Genomic DNA, 20,197 nt, shown 5'->3' with positions numbered 1-20,197 from the left:
GTCCTCGAACGCCGGACGGGCTGGAAGAGACCGACCGGCATCCACCGTCACGCGGTGCGTGGGTGCCGGTGTCCACGGGAGCGGGACGTATGTTCCTCCGTCGCCGCACCCTCAGCGGAGCGTTCCGCGGTCTCCCGGCGGGCGGCGCGGCGCAGGCGCAACGCCTCGCGGGCCAGGCGTTCGTGCTCGGCCCGGCGGATCAGTTCGGCGGAGCGGAGGTGGTGGAGTTCGTAGCCGTGCATGGCGGGTCCTCGTTTTCCCTGGTGAGAAGGTGGTGTCGGCGTCGCTTCGCCGATGCCTCAACCTTCGTCCGTCAGGGGGTCCCGCCGCATCGGGAGAGTTCCGCATCTTCGCGCGGACGGGGGGCCTTAGACGCGCGTGAGGGGCCTCAGGGCGCCGTCCGATGTGCTTACGGCGGCCCTGAGGCCCCTCACGGGAATGCGGTGGTTCAGCCCACGGACGGCACGCCGAGCAGGACGTCGGTGTACTTGAGCACGGCCAGCAGCAGGCCGATGACGCCGAGGGCGACACCGCCCCAGGCGACCGACTTGATCCATGCGGGCTGCGGCTTGCCGGGCGCGCCGAACGCGGGGCGGGCGAGCACGACGACGCCGACGATCAGCGCGGCGAGCGCGAAGACACCGGCCCACAGGGCGGTGGCGTGCCAGGCGGCCCCGTAACGGTCATCCAGCAGCTTGGCGACGTCCGGGGACTGCGACGTCGCGGATTCCAGCTGGGCGAGGACGTCCTGCCGCGCGGAGGCGATCGTGCCCAGCCAGCTACCGCTCAGGGAGACGAGGCCGAGCGCCGCGGAGACGACCGCGCCCGCGCCCTGGCCGACGCCGGACGGCGCCGCTTCCGTCGCCTCGGCGGCCACCTCCTCCTCGTGCTCGTCACCCTCGACGGCCTCGGCCTCGGCCTGGGGCTCGGCCTCGGTCGCCTTGGTGACGTCCACGTTCTCGTCGTCGGTCTTGGTCGCGGTCTCGGTCGCGGTCTCGTCCACTGTCTTCGTTCCCATGTCTCGCACCGTACGGACGCTCTCTGAGAAGTGTCTTAATGATCCTTGTGCTCGGCACGCGCGCGTGCGTCACGCCAGTGAGGGGCGAGGATCGACCACACCTCAAGGTCGTGCCGCACCCCACCATAGGGGTGGGCCTCGCGGCGGACGCCGTCGCGGGTCATGCCGAGCCGCCGGGCGACGTTCAGACTGGGCGTGTTGCCGGACGCCGCCACCCATTCGACGCGGTGGATGCCGCGCTCCTCGACGGCCCAGTCGATCAGTACCCGCATCGCCCGGGTGATCAGCCCGCGTCCGGTCGCGGCGGGCTCCAGCCAGCACCCGACCTCGCAGTTGCCGGTCGCGGCGTCGAAGTTCAGCGTGAGGACCCCGCCGACGAGTTTTCCGTCCAGCCAGATGCCGTGGTACGACGCCGTGTCCGCGGCGCGCATGTCGGCGTAGCGCTGGAGGGTCTCGCGTGCCGACGCCGGGTCGGTGGCGTTCGAGCCGAACGGGATGTACTGCCCGATGAACTCCCGCCCCCGCTCCAGGTGCGCCAGGAACTCCTCGGCGTGCCACGGCTCCAGCGGCCGGAGCTCGGCTCCGTCGTCACCCAGCGGTATCGCGTACATCGCCCCGTTGCTCCTTCTCCAGTTCCGACACGACGTCGGTGAGCCTCTCATGGGCGGCACGGGACTCGGGCGGTTCGATGCTGATGCGGGGCAGGCGCTGGTCGAGCCAGCGGGGCAGCCACCAGTTGGCGCCGCCGAGCAGGTGCATCAGGGCGGGGACGAGGAGGGTGCGCAGGACGAAGGCGTCCAGGGCGACCGCGGCGGCCAGCGCGATGCCGAACATGGCGATCACACGGTCGCCACTGAGGACGAAGGCGAGGAAGACCGAGATCATGATGACCGCGGCGGAGTTGATCACCCGGCCGGTCTCGGCGAGGCCGATCCGGACGGCCCGCCGGTTGTCGCCGGTCTCCAGCCACTCCTCGTACATCCGGCTGACCAGGAAGACCTGGTAGTCCATGGAGAGGCCGAAGAGGACGGACACCATGATGACCGGGAGGAAGGGCTCGATCGGGCCCGCGCGGCCGAGGCCCAGCAGCTCGCTGCCCCAGCCCCACTGGAAGATCGCGACGACGACACCGAAGGCGGCCGCCACGGCGGCCACGTTCATCGCGGCGGCCTTCAGCGGGATACCGACGGACCGGAAGGCGAGCAGGAGCAGCAGACAGCCGAGGCCGATGACGACGCCGACGAACAGTGGCAGTTTGCCGACGATCACCTCGGCGAAGTCGTCGTAGCCGGCCGTCATGCCGCCGACCTGCACATCGAGCGAGGTACCGGTCTCGGCGCGCGGCAGGACCTCGTCGCGCAGCCGGTCGACGAGGTCACTGGTCTGCCGTGACTGCGGAGAGGAGTCGGGGACGACGGTGAGGTACGCGGTGTCGCCGCCGGTGTTGTACGTCACCGGGGTCACCGCCGCGACGCCCTCGGTGGTGCGCAGGGTGGCGTCGAGGTTGTCGAGGGCGAGCTTGTCGTCGCCGCCGTCGACCTCGGTGACCAGGGTGAGCGGGCCGTTCACACCGGGCCCGAAGCCGTCGGCGAGCAGGTCGTAGGCCTGGCGGGTGGTGGCGGACTCCGGGTTGTTGCCCTGGTCGGAGGTGCCCAGGCGCAGGCCGAGGGTGGGCAGGGCGAGGACGGTGATGACGGCCAGGGCGATCACGCCGAGCGTCCTGGGGTGGCGCTCCACGAACGCCGACCAGCGGGCGGCGAACCCGGTCGGCAGCTCGGGCTGGGGGCCGTGCTCCGTCAGCCGGCGCCGCTCGCGGCGGCTCAGGGCGCGCATGCCGATGAAGGACAGCAGGGCGGGCAGCAGGGTCACGGAGGCGGCGACCGTGAGGACCACGGTGAGGGACGCGGCGATCGCGACGCCGTTGAGGAAGCCGAGCCTGAGGATCAGCATCCCGAGCAGGGCGATGCACACGGTCGCGCCCGCGAAGACGACGGCTCGTCCGGTGGTGGCCACGGCGTTGGTGATCGACTCGGTGACGGACAGCCCGCGTTTCAGGCCGCGCCGGTGCCGGGTGACGATGAACAGGGCGTAGTCGATGCCGACGCCGAGTCCTATGAGCATGCCGAGCATGGGCGCGAAGTCGGCCACGGTCATGGCGTGCCCGAGCAGCGCTATGCCGGCGTACGCGGTGCCGACGCTCACCAGCGCGGTGGCGATGGGCAGCAGGGAGGCGGCGAGCGACCCGAAGGCGAGGAAGAGCACGACGGCGGCCACGGCCACGCCTACGACCTCGGCGAGGTGCCCCTCGGGCGACTCGGTGAGCCCGACGGCGCCGCCGCCCAGCTCGACCTGGAGCCCGTCGGCCTCGGCGGACCTGGCCGCGCTCACGACGGCCTGTGCCTCGCCCTTGTCGAGGTTCTCGGGGCCGGCGTCGAAGGTGACGGTGGCGTACGCCGTGTGTCCGTCCGCGCTGATCTGGGCGGCGCCCTCCTTGTCGTACGGGCTGCTGACGGCGGCGATCCCGGGGAGTTCCGCGATGTCGGCGAGGGTGCGTGTCATGGTCTGTTCGACGTCGGCGGCGCGGACGGTGCCGGACGCGGTGTGCCAGACGACGGTGTCGCTGTCGCCGCCGAGTCCCGGGAAGCCGTCCTGCAACAGCTGGGTGGCGCGGCCCGATTCGGTGCCGGGGACCTCGTAGTCGTTCGAGTACGCGGAGCCGGTCACGGTGGCGGCCGCGGTCACCCCGCCGAAGGCGAGGAGCCAGAGCAGTACGGCGACGAGGCGGCGTTGGACACACCAGCGTGCAAGGGCTGCCACGAACGTGCTCCCGGGAGGCGATATGTGGATCTTTGACCGGGAGACGCCGAAACGTCGTTCATGAAGTGAACAGCCCGCAAAGAACGCATGAGCGATGTGAGGCAAACTCTCGCAGGCGCCAGTGATCGTTTGCCCCGTTCGTGGGTTTATTCACACAAGTGGGAGGCAGATCACAGGACAGTAACGGCCACTCTGTCGTCGCAGGTGGCGACTCTCACACAAGCGCGCCCTCGCACCGGGAACTTCTCAGTCGAACTGGTCCCCCAGCGCCATCACCATCACCCCGGTGACAAGCAGCCACAGCGCCCGCCGGGTACGCCCGCGCGAGCCGAGGAACGCGGCGAGCGCGCAGACGGCGGCGCCGAGGCCGTAGGCGGCCGGGACGAGGGCCGGAGCGGAGCCGGTGGCCCGGAGCGTCGAGGCGGCCAGCCCGGCGAGGGCGAGGAGCACCCCGGTCACGGCGGCCGTCCAACGGGCCCGCCGCGCCACCTGCGCCGGGTCGTCGAGGTCTTCTTCGTCGTCCGCCGGGTCTTCGGTGTCCTCCGCCGCGTCTTCTCCGTCGCCCGCCGGGTTCTGTACGTCGTCCAGGGTCTCGGCGTCCGCCGGAACCTCGGCGTGGTCGCCCTCGGGTGTCTCGGACCGCTCCTTCCGCGTCTCGGATATCTCGGAATCACCGCGTCCACTCATGGCGGGCGAGCGTAGCGCGTAGCGCCGGGAAATCGGATGCCGGTCCGAGGGGCGGGCTGCTAGCGTCCGAAGGTCCGCCTTTCCCGCGGCACACCGCCGCCGACCTGGGCAGGTGCATTGTTTGAGCGTCCGGCCGAGCTCCTCCGTATCCCTTTTCCGCTTCCCCGGACTCAAGGAGCCCGTTCACCGATGCCAGACATCACCCCGAGGACCTCGGATGAGGAACTCACCCAGCGGCTGACCCACGCCCGCTACCCGCGCAGCAACAGCTACGACGTCCGCTGGGTCATCGAGAACCAGATGGGCCCGAACGCGCTGTGGCTGCTGGAGTGGCTGGCCCCCGCCCTCGGCCTGGACGCCCTGCGCCCGTGCGCCCGCGTCCTCGACCTGGGCTGCGGCCGGGCCATGACCTCCGTCTTCCTGGCCAGGGAGTTCCACGCCCAGGTCACAGCCGCCGACCTGTGGGTCAAGCCCGACGAGAACGCCGAGCGCGTCGCCGAGGCCGGCTTCGCCGACCGGGTGCTGCCCGTGCACGCCGAGGCGCACGACCTGCCGTTCGCCGAGGCCTGCTTCGACGCGATCGTGAGCATCGACGCGTACCAGTACTTCGGCACGAACGATCTGTATCTGCCCACGCTGACCCGGCTGTTGAAGCCGGGAGGGCGGATCGGGATCGTCGTACCCGCGGTGCGGGAGGAGATCGAGGGCACCGAGCCGCCGCAGCACCTCAAGGAGTACTGGGAGCCCGACTGGTGGGTCTTCCACTCCGCCGACTGGTGGCGGCGCCACTGGACCCGCAGCGGGGCCGTCGAGGTCGAGACCGCCGACTGGCTGGACGACGGCTGGCGGGACTGGCTGCTGTGGTGCGACGTCGTCGCCGAGGAGAGCCCGGAGGAGTTCCATCGCACGATGGCCCGCCGGGTCGGCAAGGCGGTACGGGCGGACGAGGGCCGCTCGCTGGGCTTCGTACGACTCGTAGGACGCCGTAAGTAAGCGGACGGCCCCGGAGGCAGTGCCTCCGGGGCCGTCCGCAGGTCAGGGCTCAGCCCTCGCTGACGCCCAGCTTCTGCAGGATCAGCTCCTTGACGCGGGCCGCGTCCGCCTGACCGCGCGTGGCCTTCATGACCGCGCCGACCAGGGCACCGGCCGCGGCGACCTTGCCGGAGCGGATCTTGTCGGCGATGCCCGGGTTGCCGGCGATGGCCTCGTCGACGGCGGCACCCAGGGCGCCCTCGTCGGAGACGACCTTGAGACCGCGCTTGTCGACGACCTCATCCGGGGTGCCCTCACCCGCGAGGACGCCCTCGATGACCTGGCGGGCCAGCTTGTCGTTCAGGTCGCCCTTCGAGACCAGCTCCGAGACACGGGCGACCTCGACCGGCGTGATCGACAGCTCGTCCAGCGCCTTGCCCGACTCGTTGGCGCTGCGCGCCAGTTCGCCCATCCACCACTTGCGGGCGGAGGCGGCGTCGGCACCGGCGTCGATCGTGGCGACGATCGGGTCCAGCGCACCGGCGTTGAGGATCGCCTGCATGTCGGTGGCCGAGATGCCCCACTCCGCGAGGAGTCGGGTACGCCGGGCCAGCGGCAGCTCGGGCAGGGCCGCCCGGATCTCCTCGACCCACTCGCGCGAGGGGGCCACCGGAACGAGGTCCGGCTCGGGGAAGTACCGGTAGTCCTCGGCCTCCTCCTTCACGCGGCCCGAGGTCGTCGACCCGGTGTCCTCGTGGAAGTGCCGGGTCTCCTGGATGATCGTCCCGCCGCCGCTCAGCACGGCCGCGTGACGCTGGATCTCGAAACGGGCCGCGCGCTCCACGGACCGCAGCGAGTTGACGTTCTTCGTCTCCGAGCGGGTACCGAACTTCTCGGTGCCGTTCGGGCGCAGCGACAGGTTAACGTCGCAGCGCATCTGGCCCATCTCCATGCGGGCCTCGGAGACGCCGAGCGCCTTGATGAGCTCGCGCAGCTCACGGACGTACGCCTTCGCGACCTCGGGCGCACGCTCGCCCGCGCCCTCGATCGGCTTGGTGACGATCTCGATGAGCGGGATGCCGGCGCGGTTGTAGTCCAGCAGCGAGTGCGAGGCGCCGTGGATACGGCCCGTGGCGCCGCCGACGTGGGTCGACTTGCCGGTGTCCTCCTCCATGTGGGCGCGCTCGATCTCCACGCGGAAGGTCTCGCCGTCCTCCAGCTGCACGTCGAGGTAGCCGTTGAAGGCGATCGGCTCGTCGTACTGGGAGGTCTGGAAGTTCTTCGGCATGTCCGGATAGAAGTAGTTCTTCCGGGCGAAGCGGCACCACTCGGCGATCTCGCAGTTCAGCGCGAGACCGATCTTGATCGCGGACTCGACGCCGGTCGCGTTGACGACCGGGAGCGCGCCGGGCAGGCCGAGGCAGACGGGGCAGGTCTGCGTGTTGGCGTCCCTACCGAGCTCGGTCGAACAGCCGCAGAACATCTTGGTCTTGGTGCCGAGTTCGACATGGACCTCGAGGCCCATGACGGGGTCGTACGACGCGAGTGCGTCCTCGTACGACACCAGGTCGGTCGTGGTGGTCACGGTGAAACTTCCCTCTCAGCCCAGCAGGACGTCGTCGTCGCCCAGCCGCTTCAGCTCGCGGTAGAGGATGGCGAGGCCGGTGACGATCGCGGTCGCGGACACGGCCGCGTCGATCAGACGCAGCGTGTCGCTCTCCACGCGGGCCTTCTTGGCCTGCTTGACGACGTTGACCGCACCGAACGCGGTGGTGGCCATGGACAGGTACAGACCGGACTTGGAGTTCTTGAAGCCCTTGGCCTTGGACATTGCCTTACTCACAGCGACGGAGCCTCCTCGATCAGCGGGTGACCCCACTTTTCCACGAAGGCCGCCTCGACGGCCGCCCCGACCTTGTACAGCCGGTCGTCCTTCAGCGCCGGGGCGATGATCTGGAGGCCGACCGGGAGGTTGTCCTCCGGTGCGAGACCGCAGGGCAGCGACATGGCCGCGTTGCCCGCGAGGTTCGTCGGGATGGTGCACAGGTCCGCGAGGTACATCGCCATCGGGTCGTCGGCGCGCTCGCCGATCGGGAAGGCGGTGGTCGGCGTCGTCGGCGAGACGATCACGTCGACCTGCTCGAAGGCCTTCTCGAAGTCGCGGGTGATGAGCGTGCGGACCTTCTGCGCGGAGCCGTAGTACGCGTCGTAGTACCCGCTCGACAGGGCGTACGTGCCGAGCATGATGCGGCGCTTGACCTCGGGGCCGAAGCCCGCCTCACGGGTGATCGACGTGACCGCCTCGGCGGAGTTGGTGCCGTCGTCGCCGGTACGGAGGCCGTAGCGCAGGCCGTCGAAACGGGCGAGGTTGGACGAGCACTCCGAGGGCGCGATCAGGTAGTACGCCGACAGCGCCAGGTCGAAGGACGGGCAGTCCAGCTCGACGATCTCGGCGCCCAGCTCCTTGAGGAGGGCGACGGACTCGTCGAAACGCTGGATGACGCCGGCCTGGTAGCCCTCGCCGCGGAACTGCTTGACGACGCCGACGCGCATGCCCTGGACGCTGCCGTTGCGGGCGGCCTCGACGACCGGCGGGACGGGCGCGTCGATCGACGTCGAGTCCATCGGGTCGTGCCCGGCGATGACCTCGTGCAGCAGCGCCGCGTCGAGGACCGTACGGGCACAGGGCCCGCCCTGGTCGAGCGAGCTGGAGAACGCGACCATGCCGTAGCGCGAGACGGCCCCGTACGTCGGCTTCACGCCGACCGTGCCGGTGACGGCGGCCGGCTGGCGGATGGAGCCGCCGGTGTCGGTGCCGATGGCGAGGGGCGCCTGGAACGAGGCCAGCGCGGCGGAGGAGCCGCCGCCGGAGCCGCCGGGGATCTTGGTCAGGTCCCAGGGGTTGCCGGTCGGGCCGTAGGCGCTGTTCTCCGTCGACGACCCCATGGCGAACTCGTCCATGTTGGTCTTGCCGAGGATGACGACGTCAGCGGCCTTCAGCTTCTTGGTGAGGGTGGCGTCGTACGGCGGGATCCACCCTTCCAGGATCTTCGAACCGACGGTCGTCGGGATGCCCTCGGTGGTGAAGATGTCCTTCAGCGCCAGGGGAACACCGGCGAGCGGTCCCAGCTTCTCGCCCCTCTCCCGCTTCTCGTCGACGGCACGCGCCTGGGCGAGGGCGCCCTCGCGGTCGACGTACAGGAAGGCGTGCACCTTCTCGTCGACGGCCTCGATACGGGCCAGGTGGGCCTCGGTGACCTCGACCGCGGTGAGCTCGCCGGAGGCGATCTTCGCGGCGGTCTCCGCGGCAGTGAGCTTGATGATGTCCGTCATGACTTCTTAGTCCTCCCCCAGGATCTGCGGCACCTTGAAACGCTGCTGCTCCTGGGCCGGGGCGCCGGAGAGCGCCTGCTCGGGGGTGAGCGAGGGACGGACCTCGTCCTTGCGCATGACGTTCGTCAGCGGGAGCGGGTGCGAGGTCGGCGGTACGTCTTGGTCGGCGACCTCACTGACGCGTGCGACCGCGCCGATGATGTCGTCCAGCTGTCCCGCGAAGTGCTCGAGCTCTTCGGGCTTCAGCTCCAGACGCGCCAGCCGGGCGAGGTGGGCGACCTCCTCGCGCGTGATGCCAGGCATGCAGCGATCCTCTGGGGTGAGAGTTTGTGGTTTGGGGCTGGGGCTAGTCGTCCCATTCCCGTCGTCCGCCCGAAGGGCGGGTCGCGCGGCATCTGGTGCGTGCGATCGCAAGGCGCCGGAGCGGCCTCGTGGCGGAGCCACGTGGACGATTCGGCAACGCGGCGAGCGTGCGTGCCAGGCGTCGCGCGACAGACGGGAAGGGGACGACTAACCCCAATCCTATGGGGCGGGGACCGATGCCCGTGAAACGGTTTCCCCGGCTCCGTTCGCGGACCCCGCGCCGGCCTCAGACGAGGAAGAGCAGGACGGCGCTGATGAGTACGACGACCGCCGTGGCGAAGTGAATGCCGAAGGCGACGGCCTTCGCACCGCCGTGCCGCAGCACCGTCAGCGTGTCGGCGAGCGGCACGATCGCCACGACGAGCATGAACCAGGCCTCAGCGCGGGCGCCGACGAAGAACAGCAGCGCGAGGCCGAGCAGGCCGAAGGTGCCGTCGCGCACGCCCTTGATCGAGAGGTAGGCGCCGGCGTCGCCGTCCGGCCGGGCCGGGACACCGTAGCCGGTGGCGGCCGAGGCGGGCTGGAACAGGAACCGGTAGCCGAGGAACACACAGAACAGATCGAGCACCACGGCCAAGGCGTACGCGGTCACGGTCATGCCTTCACTCCTTGCTAGCAGCGCTAGGGACAAGAGCGAAGCTAGCAGAGCGCCGACAGGATGGCTAGCGCTGCTAGAATTTCTGGTATGTCGATCCAGACGCGCCGGGAGCGCGAACGAGCGGAGCGCGAGCGGCTGATCGTCACGGCCGCGCGGGAGCTGGCGGAGGCCGAGGGCTGGGACGCGGTCACCACGCGCCGACTGGCGGCCGAGATCGAGTACAGCCAGCCCGTCCTCTACAGCCACTTCAAGGGCAAGACCGCGATCATGGCGGCGGTCGCGGTGCAGGGCTGCGCCGAGATGGCCGTCGAGTTGCGTACGGCCCGGACGGAGGCGAAGGGCAGACAGGGGGCGCTCGCGGCGGTGGGCGAGGCCTACACGGCGTTCGCACGACGCCGACCGGCCCTGTACGACGCGATGTTCACGCTCCGCGTGGACCTGCCGTTCGCCACGCCCGAGGCCCCGGCCCCCCTCCAGGAGGCCTTCGCCGAACTGCTGGCGGCGGTCGAGCCGATCACCGCCGAGGGGGAAGACCCGGCCCTGCTCACGGAGACGTACTGGGCCGCCCTGCACGGCCTGGTGACCCTGATGCGCAGCGGCCGACTACCGGAGCGGGCGCGTCAGCAGCGACTGGAACTGCTGACGCGGCACTTCACGGCGGGGGTGTAGCGGGCCGGCGTGGAGCGGGCTGGGGGTGGAGCGGGCTGGGGGTGTCGTCCGTCGGCGGACGTCACTCGGCGGCAGGCAGTGCGGCGCGCGGCCGCTGCCAGCCCCGGGAGCCTCGGGCGCGCAGCCAAGCCGTCGTCTCCTCCGGCGGCATCGCCGCCGCGACCAGCCAGCCCTGTACGGCGTCACAGCGCAGGTCCCGCAGGCGCTCCCAGGTCTCGTCGTCCTCGACGCCCTCGGCGACCACGAGCAGGCCCAGGGAGTGCGCCAGGTCCACGGTGCAGCGCACGATCTCCGCGTCCTCGTTGTCCACCGCGAGCCGTGCCACGAACGAGCGGTCGATCTTCAGCTCGCTCACGGGCAGGCGTCTGAGGTGCACGAGGGAGGAGTACCCGGTGCCGAAGTCGTCCAGGGACATCTTCACGCCGTGGCCGGTCAGCCCGGCGAGCGTGTCGGCGGCGCGCTGCGGGTCCTCCAGCAGGACGTGTTCCGTTATCTCCAGTTGGAGCGCTCCCGCCGGGACGCCGTGCCGGGCGAGCCGCGCGGCGACGGAGCCCGCGAACCCGGGGGTGTGGACGTCACGCGGAGAGACGTTGACCGCGACCGGCACGTACAGCCCCTGGGCACGCCATCGCGCCACCTGCCCGAGCGCCGTCTCCAGCACGTACTCCGTCAGCTGCGGCATCAGCCCGGACGACTCGGCGATCGCTATGAACTCGTCCGGCGGCACCTTCCCGCGCTCCGGATGCACCCAGCGGACCAGGGCCTCCAGGCCGGCGACCTGACCGTCGAAGCGGACCTTCGGCTGGTAGTGCAGCTCGACCTCGTGCGCGTCCAGGGCCCGGCGCAGATCCCCCAGCAGGCCCAGCCGGTCCGGGGTGTTGGAGTCCCGCTTCGACTCGTAGACCTCTACGCCCGTACGGTCCCGCTTCGCCTGGTACATCGCCACGTCCGCGCGCCGCAGCATCCCCTCGGCGTCGAGGGCGTGGTCGGGGAAGACGGCGACGCCCGCGCTGGCCTCCAGGACCAGGGTGAGGCCGTCGAGGTCGAGCGGGGAGCTGAGGGCGGCGACCAGGCCGCGGGCCACCCGGGTCGCGGACGTCGTGGAGTCGGCGACCGGCAGTAAGACGGCGAACTCGTCGCCGCCGAGCCGCGCGGCCTCCGCTCCGCGCGGCAGGGCGAGGCGCAGACGATCGGCTATCTGCAACAGCAACCGGTCTCCGGCGAGATGACCGAGCGTGTCGTTGACCGATCGGAAACGGTCGAGGTCGATCAGCATCAGGGCGGACCGGGCGCCGATGCGCTCGGCGTCGTCGAGCGCGGTCCAGATCCGTTCCAGCAGCCACTGCCGGTTGGGCAGTCCGGTCAGCGGGTCACGCAGCTGCTCCTCCGCGCGCGCCCGGGCGATCCACAGGGTGGAGTCGAGGGCGATGAGCGGGATGGCGAACAGCGGCAGCAGCAGGGGCTTGGCGAGGGTGACCACGCACACCAGCGGTGCGATGCCGAGCAGCGCGACCGCGACCAGGCCCTGTCGGACCAGGGCGGTGCGGGCGACGGTGGGCAGACCGCCGCGTGGGGCGTTCAGATACCAGAGCAGCACCCGGGTGACCGCGAGGTAGGCGGCGGCGACGAGGACCACTCCGGGGGCGGTGTAGAGGGTCCAGGTGTCCGGGTCCCAGGGGGTCTCGACGGTCGGCACCCGGCCGAAGGCGGCCAGCACCAGGGCGCCGGCGGCGATGCCGAGGATGTCCACCGCGCCGTGCAGCACGCCCTGCCGCCAGCGGCCCCGGCGGGCGACGCCGACCAGCACGACCACGGTGAGGCTGACCATGCCGGCGGGGACCCAGCCGTACAGCATCAGCACGGCGAGGGTGAGGGCGGCGCCGGAGCCGGTGCCGCCCCACCAGCGGGCGCGGCCGAGGGCGACGAGATGGCCGACGATGATGCCGGTCAGCACGGCCAGGGACCAGCCGACGGTGCCGGACGGGAAGAGCGCGTGGTCGCCGGTGAACGCCCGGTAGAACCCGGCGCCGAGGACGAATCCGGCCGCCGCGACGACCGCCGCGGGCAGCGCGGGCCAGGACAGGTGCCGTTCGTGGTCGGCGTCGGGCAGGCCGGAGGTGTGCTCGGCGTCGAGCCGCACCGCGGTGTGGCCGTCCGCGGCGGTGCGCCGGCCGGCGCCGCTCGCCGGGTCTCTTTCCGAGCGCGAACGCTCCGCGCTGCGCGCCGCCCACCCTAGCCACGCGCCGGCCATCCGGCGCAGCCGTGAGTCGGGGGCGGCGCTCTCGGTCGGTTCCATTCCCGTCCCTCTCACAGCCGGCGGTGCCCACGCCACGCGGCCCGATGCCCGACAACAACCTTCAACGGCGCCGCGTTGGAAAACCCTTCCCCCGGCCCTTCAAGGCTCGCGAAGAGCAAGGGGATGCCCCAACCGCAGCTGGGCACGGCAGGCGCACACCTCAACAGTAGGCCGCAGAAGGCTTCCACGGGCAGCGGTCGTCGACGGTTGCCCGAATGCGCCCCAGGCACCCGTATGCATCTGGTATGCGCCGATCAGGGGGCCTTCAACCGCTACTCCTCCACGGAGAGGGCAACTTCGGCCGCCGCGTCGGGTCCCTGCTCCAGCAGGACGGTGAAGCCGTCCTCGTTCAGAACAGGCACCTTGAGCTGCATGGCCTTGTCGTACTTGGACCCAGGGCTGTCACCCACCACCACGAAAGATGTCTTCTTCGAAACGGAACCGGTCACTTTCGCTCCGCGACTCTGCAACGCCTCCTTGGCGCCGTCACGGGTGAACTGCTCCAGCGTGCCGGTGACGACGACGGTAAGCCCTTCCAGCGGACGGGGGCCTTCGTCCTCGCCCGTGGACTGCTCCTCCAGCGGGACCCCGGCCGCCTTCCACTTCCGGACGATCTCGCGGTGCCAGTCCTCGGCGAACCACTCCTTGAGCGCGGCGGCGATGATGGGCCCCACGCCGTCGGTCGCCGCCAGCTCCTCCTCCGTGGCCTGTTCGATGCGGTCCACCGAGCGGAACTCCCGCGCGAGGGCCTGCGCCGCCACCGGCCCGACATGCCGGATGGACAGCCCGTTGAGGAACCGGGCGAGCGGGCGCTGCTTGGCCGCCTCGATGTGCTCCAGCAGGGCGAGGGTGTTCTTCTTCGGCTCGCCCTTCTGGTTGGCGAAGACCGTGACGACCTTCTCCTCGCCCGTCCTGGGGTCCCGCTTGGGCAGGCCGCTGTCCGGGTCGAGGACGTAGGCCTTGATGGGCAGCAGCTTCTCCACCGTCAGGTCGAACAGGTCGCCCTCGTCGACCAGCGGCGGATCGGCCGGCTCCAGCGGGCGGGTGAGCGCGGCGGCGGCCACGTCACCGAAGTGCTCGATGTCCAGGCACTCGCGGCCCGCGAGATAGGAGACCCGCTCCCGCAACTGAGCCGGGCACGTACGGGCGTTGGGGCAGCGGAGGTCGATGTCGCCCTCCTTCATGGGCCGGAGCGCCGTACCGCACTCGGGGCACTCGCTCGGCATCACGAACTCCCGCTCGCTGCCGTCGCGCAGGTCGACGACCGGGCCGAGGATCTCCGGGATGACGTCGCCGGCCTTGCGGATGACCACGGTGTCGCCGATGAGCACGCCCTTGGCCTTGACGACCTCCTGGTTGTGCAGCGTCGCGAACTCCACCTCGCTGCCGGCCACGGTGACCGGCTCGACCTGGGCGTACGGCGTCACCCGGCCGGTGCGGCCGACGCCCACCTTGATGTCGACGAGCCTTGTGTTGACCTCCTCCGGCGCGTACTTGTAGGCGATCGCCCAGCGCGGGGCGCGCGCGGTGGAGCCGAGGCGGCCCTGGAGGCGGATCTCGTCGAGCTTGACGACGACTCCGTCGATCTCGTGCTCCACGGAGTGGCGGTTCTCGCCGTAGTGGGCGATGAACTCCCGTACGCCGCCGAGGTCGTCGACCACGCGGTTGTGCCGCGAGGTGGGCAGGCCCCAGGTCTTGAGGAGGTCGTAGGCCTGGGAGAGCCGGGTCATGCCGGTGAAGCCCTCCAGCGCGCCGATGCCGTGGACGACCATGTGCAGCGGGCGGGTGGCGGTGACGCGGGGGTCCTTCTGGCGCAGCGAACCGGCGGCGGCGTTACGGGGGTTGGCGAAGGGCTTGTCGCCCGCCGCGACCAGGCGCTCGTTGAGCTCGAGGAACTTCTCCATCGGGAAGTAGACCTCACCGCGGATCTCCACCAGGTCGGGGACCTCGTCGCCCTGGAGACGGTCGGGGATCTCCGTGATGGTGCGGACGTTCGGGGTGATGTCCTCGCCGGTGCGGCCGTCGCCGCGGGTGGCCGCGCGGGTGAGGCGGCCATTCTCATAGGTGAGGTTGACGGCGAGGCCGTCCACCTTCAGTTCGCACAGGAAGTGGTACTCCTGCTCGCCCAGCTCCCGGGCGATGCGGTCGACCCAGGCGGCCAGTTCGTCGTCGTTGAAGGTGTTGTCGAGCGACAGCATCCGCTGGCGGTGCTCGACCGCCGTGAACTCCGTCGCGTAGGACCCCGCGACCTTCTGGGTCGGCGAGTCCGGTGTACGCAGCTCCGGGTGCTTCTCCTCCAGCGCCTCCAGCGTCTTCAGCAGCTTGTCGAAGTCCGCGTCGCTGATGACGGGCGCGTCCTTCACGTAGTACCGGAAGCGGTGCTCCTCGACCTGCTCCGCCAGCTGCGCGTGCTCGTCGCGGGCCTCGGCGGGCACCGCCGTCGTCTCCGCCTGCTTGTCGCCGGCCACCGTATCGTCCTCCCGTTACTCTGGGTTGTCCGCGAGGGATCTCGCCGCCTGGACACAATGGGCGAGTGCCCTGCGCGCGTAATCCGGGGACGCCCCCGCGAGTCCGCACGACGGCGTGATGGTGACCGCCTCCGCGAGAAGCCCCGGTGCCAGCCCCAACCTGCGCCACAGCGTCCTGACACCCATGACGCTACCGGCAGGGTCTGACAATCGGCCGTCCGTGCCCGGGACGACACCGGCGAAGAGCCGCGTCCCCGCTTCCACCGCCTCGCCGACCGCGTCGTCGTCACGCTCGGTGAGGAGGGCGAAGTCGAAGGAGATCGCCGTCGCGCCCGCCCGGTGCAGCAGGGCGAACGGGACGTCCGGTGCGCACGAGTGGACCACGACGGGGCCGTCGCCGTGAACCCCGACGACGTCGCGCAGGCCCGCCTCGACGATCTGCCGGTCCACGGCGCGGTGGGTGCGGTAGCCGCTGGCCGACTTGATCTGTCCGCGGAGTACGGCGACGAGGGAGGGTTCGTCGAGCTGGAGGACGAGTTGTGCGCCGGGGACCCGGCGGTGGACCTCCGCCAGGTGCTGGCGCAGGCCCTCGGCGAGGGAGGCGGTGAGGTCGCGGCAGGCGCCGGGGTCGGAGAGGGCCACCTCGCCGTTCCTCAACTCCAGTGCCGCCGCCAGGGTCCAGGGGCCGACTGCCTGGATCTTCAGCAGGCCCTCGTACCCCTGGGTGAACTCCTCCAGCGCGTCCAGGTCCTCGCCCAGCCAGGAGCGGGCGCGCCTGGTGTCGCGGCCCGGGCGGTCTCCGATGCGCCAGCCGCTGGGCTCCACGCGTGCGTACAACTCGACGAGGAGTCCCGCGGTGCGGCCGATCATGTCCGCGCCGGGGCCGCGGGCCGGGAGCTCGGGGAGGTGCGGGAAGTCCTCGAAGGAGCCGGTGACGGTCTTGGCCGCCTCCCTGGCGTCGGCGCCGGGCATGGAGCCGACTCCTGTGGCTGGGCCGAACCGAATATCTGCGTTCACACCAGCACCCTATGTTTTCGTCCCCGCCGCCCCTACCCGTCCCAACCCTGGGGCTGCGCCCCCAGGCCCCCGCTGTCGGCCCTCCGGGCCTCGTCCTCAAACGCCGGACGGGCTGAACGACTCAGCCCCTCCGGCGTTTGAGGAGGGGGTCTGGGGCGGAGCCCCAGAAGGGGGAGCGGGGAACGGCGCGACCAGCCCCCACCGGCCCGCACCCGAGGACCGACCCGGGGTCGAAGGGGCGGAGCCCCTGGGATGGGACGGGTAGGGGCGGCGGGGGCGAGGAAAAGGTGGTTACCTGCCCGGCCGTACCGTCAGGTCGTTGACCTCGGCGTCTCGCGGGAGGTCCAGGGCCATGAGGATCGTCGTGGCCACGGACTCGGGGTCGATCCAGCGGGAGGGGTCGTACTCCTTGCCCTCCTGCTGGTGGACCTTGGCCTGCATGGGGCTCGCCGTGCGGCCGGGGTAGACGGTGGTGACCCGGACGCCGTTGGCGTGCTCCTCGTGCCGCAGGGAGTCCGCGAGGGCCTTAAGGCCGTGCTTGGAGGCGGCGTACGCGGACCAGTCGGCGTGCGCGTTGAGCCCGGCTCCGGAGTTCACGAAGAGCACATGACCGCGGGCGGCGCGCAGCTGTGGGAGGAAGTGACGGGTCAGCTCGGCCGGCGAGATCAGGTTGACGTTCAACTGGTGGCGCCAGGACTTCGGGGTCAGGTCACCGACCGGCCCGAGGTCCACCACTCCCGCGATGTGCAGCAGGGAGTCCACCCGGTCGGGGAGCGACTGGTGGGAGAAGGCCCACGACAGCTTGTCCGGGTCCGCGAGGTCGCCGACCAGCGTCCTCGCGCCGGGGAACTGAGCGGCCAACTCCTTCGCACGACCCGCGTCGCGCGCGTGGAGGACGAGATCGTCCCCGCGCGCGTGCAGACGGCGGGCGACGGCCGCGCCGATGCCGGAGCCCGCTCCGGTGATCACATGTGTAGCCATGCCCGCCATGCTCGCATCAGGCGGCGGTCAGGCCACGCCCCGGCTCTCTTCCAGGTAGGCCAGCGCCCCGACCGGCTCCTCCGCGAAGAACACCAGGTCGCCCAGCGGGCGGGGCAGGAAGCCCTCGTCCTCCATGCGGCGGAACTGTTCCTTCAGCCCGTCGTAGAACCCCGCGGTGTTGAGCAGGACCACCGGCTTGTCGGTGTGGCCGTGCTTCTTCAGCTCAAGGATCTCGGTCGCCTCGTCCAGCGTCCCGGTGCCGCCGACCATGATGACCACGGCGTCGGCCTTCTCCAGGAGCAGCTTCTTGCGCTCGGCCAGGTCCTTCGCGATCACCATCTCGTCGACACCGGGGCGCACCTTGGCCGCCAGGAACTCCACGGAGACCCCGGCCAGGCGCCCGCCCGCCTCCTGCACGCCGTCGGCCACGACCTTCATCAGACCGACGTCGGAGCCGCCCCACACGAGCGTGTGCCCGCCCTTGCCCAGCAGTTTCGCGAACTCGCGCGCGGGGATGGTGTAGCGGTCGTCGAGGTCGGCGGCGGAGAGGAAGACGCAGATTCGCATGGAGCCACCGTACGCGGGAAGAACCGGGCGCCCGCGAGTGCTTTTCCCGATATGGCTGACGGACACACGATCACGATCGAGCAGGGCACGCGGCGCGTACGCGTCGTCCACGGCGACCAGGTCCTCGCGGAGAGCGAGCGACCGCTCGTCCTCCGGGAGACGGGCTGTCCGCCGCGGTACTACATCCCGGCCGAGGACGTACGCCTGGACCTGCTGACCCCCTCCGACACGCACACCTACTGCCCGTTCAAGGGAACCGCCTCCTACTGGTCGCTGCCGGACGCGGCCGACCTCGTCTGGGCGTACCCGGACCCGAAGCCGGACGTGTCCGCGATCAAGGACCACCTCTGCTTCTACGAAGTCGAAGTGTCGTGAACGATTAGTTCCGCCCTGTACGGCAATCTCCACAGACATGGACAAGAACACCAATTCGTCCGACGGCACCTCCATCGCGTACGAGACCAGCGGGGACGGCCCGGCGGTGATCCTCGTCAGCGGGGCGATGTCCACGGGGGGCACGGTGGCGCCGCTGGCCGTGCCCCTGGCGGACCGCTTCAGGGTCGTCTGGTACGACCGCCGAGGGCGCGGTGAGAGCGGGGACACGCAGCCGTACGCGGTGGAGCGCGAGGTCGAGGACCTCGCGGCGCTGATCGGGGCGGTGGGCGGCGAGGCGGCCCTGTGCGGCGTCTCGTCGGGCGGGGCGCTGGTGCTGGAGGCGGCGGCGAGCGGGCTGCCGGTACGTCGGGTCGCGGTGTACGAGGTGCCGTTCGCGGACTTCGTGGAGGGGGGCGCGGCGCAGCGCTCGGAGTACACGGCGAACCTGACCGAGGCGCTCGCGCAGGGCCGGCGCGGGGACGCGGTCGAGCTGTTCCTGCGGCTGACCGGGATGGCCGAGCAGATGATCCAGGGCGCCCGCCAGTCCCCCATGTGGCCCGGCATGGAGACCATCGCGCCGAGTCTCGCCTACGACGACGCCGTGCTCGGCGACGGCCTGGTGCCCCGGGACCGGCTGGCCTCGATCGGCGTTCCGGTGCTGTCGGTCGCGGGCGGCGCGAGCCCGGCGTGGATGCGGGAGGCGGCGCGGGCGGTCGCGGAGGCCGTGCCCGAGGGGACGTACCGGAGCCTCGCGGGGCAGACCCACATGGTGGAGCCGGAGGTGCTGGGCCCGGTGCTGGCGGAGTTCTTCGGCGGGTGACCGGCGCCGGGTGCGCGCGCGTGCCCGGCGCTCGCCCGGCGAGACGGCCCCGTCCAGCTCCGCCTCAGACGGTCGTGGGCGTCGCCCGCACCGTGGACGCGATCGTCGCCGAGCCCACCACGCGCGTGCCGTCGTACAGGACGACCGCCTGGCCGGGGGCGACGCCGCGGACGGGCTCGGTGAAGGTGACCTCCAGGGAGCCGTCGACCAGCTCGGCACTCACCTCGGTCTCGCCGCCGTGGGCGCGCAGCTGGGCGGTGTAGGTGCCGGGGCCGGTCGGGGCGGCGCCGCACCAGCGGGGCTTGATCGCGGTGAGGGCGCTGACGTCCAGGGCGGACGCCGGACCGACCGTGACCGTGTTGTTCACCGGCGAGATGTCGAGGACGTAGCGCGGCTTGCCGTCGGCGGCCGGGGTGCCGATGCGCAGGCCCTTGCGCTGGCCGATGGTGAAGCCGTACGCGCCCTCGTGCGTGCCCAGCTTGGCGCCGGACTCGTCGACGATGTCACCCTCGGCCTTGCCGAGGCGGTTCGCGAGGAAGCCCTGGGTGTCGCCGTCGGCGATGAAGCAGATGTCGTGCGAGTCGGGCTTCTTGGCGACCGCGAGGCCCCGGCGCTCGGCCTCCGCGCGGATCTCGTCCTTCGTCGTCACCGTGTCGCCGAGCGGGAACATGGCGTGCGCCAGCTGCTTGTCGTCCAGGACGCCGAGGACGTACGACTGGTCCTTGGCCATGTCGGAGGCGCGGTGCAGCTCGCGGGTGCCGTCCTCGCGCAGGACGACCTGCGCGTAGTGGCCGGTGCAGACGGCGTCGAAGCCCAGCGCCAGCGCCTTGTCCAGCAGGGCCGCGAACTTGATCTTCTCGTTGCAGCGCAGGCAGGGGTTCGGGGTGCGGCCGGCCTCGTACTCGGCGACGAAGTCCTCGACGACGTCCTCGCGGAAGCGGTCGGCGAGGTCCCACACGTAGAACGGGATGCCGATGACGTCGGCGGCACGGCGCGCGTCCCTGGAGTCCTCGATGGTGCAACAGCCCCGCGCGCCCGTGCGGAAGGACTGGGGGTTCGCGGAGAGCGCGAGGTGGACGCCGGTCACGTCGTGGCCCGCTTCGGCCGCGCGGGCGGCGGCGACGGCGGAGTCGACCCCGCCGGACATGGCGGCGAGGACGCGGAGGGGGCGGGAGGGCTGCGCGGTGTCAGTCATAACCCTTCCAGGGTACGGGGC

At 71.2% G+C, this 20,197-nt stretch carries 19 protein-coding genes; 4 read left to right on the top strand and 15 right to left on the bottom strand.

The features are described 5' to 3' along the window. Positions 1-448 precede the first annotated feature (448 nt). The 4 genes from ACFZBP_RS41210 to ACFZBP_RS41195 all read right to left on the bottom strand — a co-directional run bounded on the left by ACFZBP_RS41210 (position 449) and on the right by ACFZBP_RS41195 (position 4,522). On the bottom strand, positions 449-1,018 hold the full coding sequence (locus ACFZBP_RS41210; protein WP_383454346.1) for a hypothetical protein: 570 nt from the start codon (positions 1,016-1,018) through the stop codon (positions 449-451). 35 nt (positions 1,019-1,053) lie between these two features. Then, complete coding sequence (locus ACFZBP_RS41205; protein ID WP_391421008.1) at positions 1,054-1,629, bottom strand: GNAT family N-acetyltransferase; 576 nt, start codon at positions 1,627-1,629, stop codon at positions 1,054-1,056. Beyond that, positions 1,607-3,835, bottom strand: a complete 2,229-nt coding sequence (locus ACFZBP_RS41200; RefSeq protein ID WP_391421007.1) for an MMPL family transporter — start codon at positions 3,833-3,835, stop codon at positions 1,607-1,609. Before ACFZBP_RS41200 ends, ACFZBP_RS41205 begins: the two co-directional genes overlap by 23 nt. A 246-nt stretch (positions 3,836-4,081) precedes the next feature. Then, positions 4,082-4,522, bottom strand: a complete 441-nt coding sequence (locus tag ACFZBP_RS41195; protein WP_391421006.1) for a hypothetical protein — start codon at positions 4,520-4,522, stop codon at positions 4,082-4,084. Positions 4,523-4,711: 189 nt separating this feature from the next. Between ACFZBP_RS41195 and ACFZBP_RS41190 the strand changes: the two genes are divergently transcribed. Further along, positions 4,712-5,515 (top strand): SAM-dependent methyltransferase, encoded by an 804-nt coding sequence (locus ACFZBP_RS41190; protein ID WP_383454360.1) that lies wholly within the window; start codon positions 4,712-4,714, stop codon positions 5,513-5,515. A 49-nt stretch (positions 5,516-5,564) separates the two neighbouring features. Here ACFZBP_RS41190 and gatB read toward each other — a convergent pair whose 3' ends face one another. From gatB to ACFZBP_RS41165, 5 genes are all read right to left on the bottom strand, one after another. Beyond that, the gene (gene gatB, locus ACFZBP_RS41185; RefSeq protein ID WP_383454363.1) at positions 5,565-7,079 is read right to left on the bottom strand and encodes an Asp-tRNA(Asn)/Glu-tRNA(Gln) amidotransferase subunit GatB; all 1,515 of its coding nucleotides are present in this window, start codon (positions 7,077-7,079) and stop codon (positions 5,565-5,567) included. A 15-nt stretch (positions 7,080-7,094) separates the two neighbouring features. Further along, entirely contained in the window at positions 7,095-7,337 is a 243-nt protein-coding gene (locus ACFZBP_RS41180; RefSeq protein WP_079055846.1) for a hypothetical protein, read from the bottom strand. Continuing rightward, a complete protein-coding gene (gatA, locus tag ACFZBP_RS41175; RefSeq protein WP_391421005.1) occupies positions 7,334-8,827 on the bottom strand; it encodes an Asp-tRNA(Asn)/Glu-tRNA(Gln) amidotransferase subunit GatA in 1,494 nt (497 codons plus the stop codon). Before gatA ends, ACFZBP_RS41180 begins: the two co-directional genes overlap by 4 nt. A 6-nt stretch (positions 8,828-8,833) precedes the next feature. Next, positions 8,834-9,130 carry an Asp-tRNA(Asn)/Glu-tRNA(Gln) amidotransferase subunit GatC gene (gatC, locus tag ACFZBP_RS41170; RefSeq protein ID WP_030851400.1) on the bottom strand — a complete coding sequence of 99 codons (297 nt, stop codon included), beginning with the start codon at positions 9,128-9,130 and terminating at the stop codon, positions 8,834-8,836. Between the two features lie 286 nt (positions 9,131-9,416). Next, positions 9,417-9,788 (bottom strand): DUF4267 domain-containing protein, encoded by a 372-nt coding sequence (locus ACFZBP_RS41165; RefSeq protein WP_383454372.1) that lies wholly within the window; start codon positions 9,786-9,788, stop codon positions 9,417-9,419. Between the two features lie 87 nt (positions 9,789-9,875). On the opposite strand from ACFZBP_RS41165, the gene ACFZBP_RS41160 reads away from it, so the two are divergent. Beyond that, positions 9,876-10,457 carry a TetR/AcrR family transcriptional regulator gene (locus ACFZBP_RS41160; protein ID WP_383454375.1) on the top strand — a complete coding sequence of 194 codons (582 nt, stop codon included), beginning with the start codon at positions 9,876-9,878 and terminating at the stop codon, positions 10,455-10,457. A 61-nt stretch (positions 10,458-10,518) separates the two neighbouring features. On the opposite strand, the gene ACFZBP_RS41155 is transcribed toward ACFZBP_RS41160, so the two are convergent. The 5 genes from ACFZBP_RS41155 to ACFZBP_RS41135 all read right to left on the bottom strand — a co-directional run bounded on the left by ACFZBP_RS41155 (position 10,519) and on the right by ACFZBP_RS41135 (position 17,786). Then, positions 10,519-12,753 carry an EAL domain-containing protein gene (locus ACFZBP_RS41155; protein ID WP_391421004.1) on the bottom strand — a complete coding sequence of 745 codons (2,235 nt, stop codon included), beginning with the start codon at positions 12,751-12,753 and terminating at the stop codon, positions 10,519-10,521. Between the two features lie 272 nt (positions 12,754-13,025). Beyond that, positions 13,026-15,221: an NAD-dependent DNA ligase LigA gene (ligA, locus tag ACFZBP_RS41150; RefSeq protein WP_383454381.1), complete on the bottom strand. Its 2,196-nt coding sequence runs from the start codon at positions 15,219-15,221 to the stop codon at positions 13,026-13,028. Between the two features lie 15 nt (positions 15,222-15,236). Beyond that, complete coding sequence (locus tag ACFZBP_RS41145; RefSeq protein WP_391421003.1) at positions 15,237-16,238, bottom strand: methionine synthase; 1,002 nt, start codon at positions 16,236-16,238, stop codon at positions 15,237-15,239. Positions 16,239-16,529: 291 nt separating this feature from the next. Then, on the bottom strand, positions 16,530-17,219 hold the full coding sequence (locus ACFZBP_RS41140) for an SDR family oxidoreductase (protein WP_391421002.1): 690 nt from the start codon (positions 17,217-17,219) through the stop codon (positions 16,530-16,532). A gap of 27 nt (positions 17,220-17,246) precedes the next feature. Then, entirely contained in the window at positions 17,247-17,786 is a 540-nt protein-coding gene (locus ACFZBP_RS41135; RefSeq protein ID WP_391421001.1) for a TIGR00730 family Rossman fold protein, read from the bottom strand. Between the two features lie 51 nt (positions 17,787-17,837). Here ACFZBP_RS41135 and ACFZBP_RS41130 point away from each other — a divergent pair, with 51 nt between their 5' ends. Beyond that, entirely contained in the window at positions 17,838-18,161 is a 324-nt protein-coding gene (locus ACFZBP_RS41130; protein WP_383454394.1) for a DUF427 domain-containing protein, read from the top strand. 37 nt (positions 18,162-18,198) lie between these two features. Further along, on the top strand, positions 18,199-18,981 hold the full coding sequence (locus ACFZBP_RS41125) for an alpha/beta fold hydrolase (protein WP_383454396.1): 783 nt from the start codon (positions 18,199-18,201) through the stop codon (positions 18,979-18,981). Positions 18,982-19,045: 64 nt separating this feature from the next. Here the strand turns inward: ACFZBP_RS41125 and mnmA are convergent, their stop codons facing one another. After that, positions 19,046-20,176, bottom strand: coding sequence for a tRNA 2-thiouridine(34) synthase MnmA (gene mnmA, locus ACFZBP_RS41120; protein ID WP_391421000.1), 1,131 nt, complete (start codon positions 20,174-20,176; stop codon positions 19,046-19,048). Positions 20,177-20,197: the final 21 nt, after the last annotated feature.

This window comes from Streptomyces sp. NPDC008086 (assembly GCF_042957325.1).
In the GTDB taxonomy this organism is placed as follows: domain Bacteria; phylum Actinomycetota; class Actinomycetes; order Streptomycetales; family Streptomycetaceae; genus Streptomyces.
This window is presented reverse-complemented; position numbering and strand designations above follow the sequence as displayed.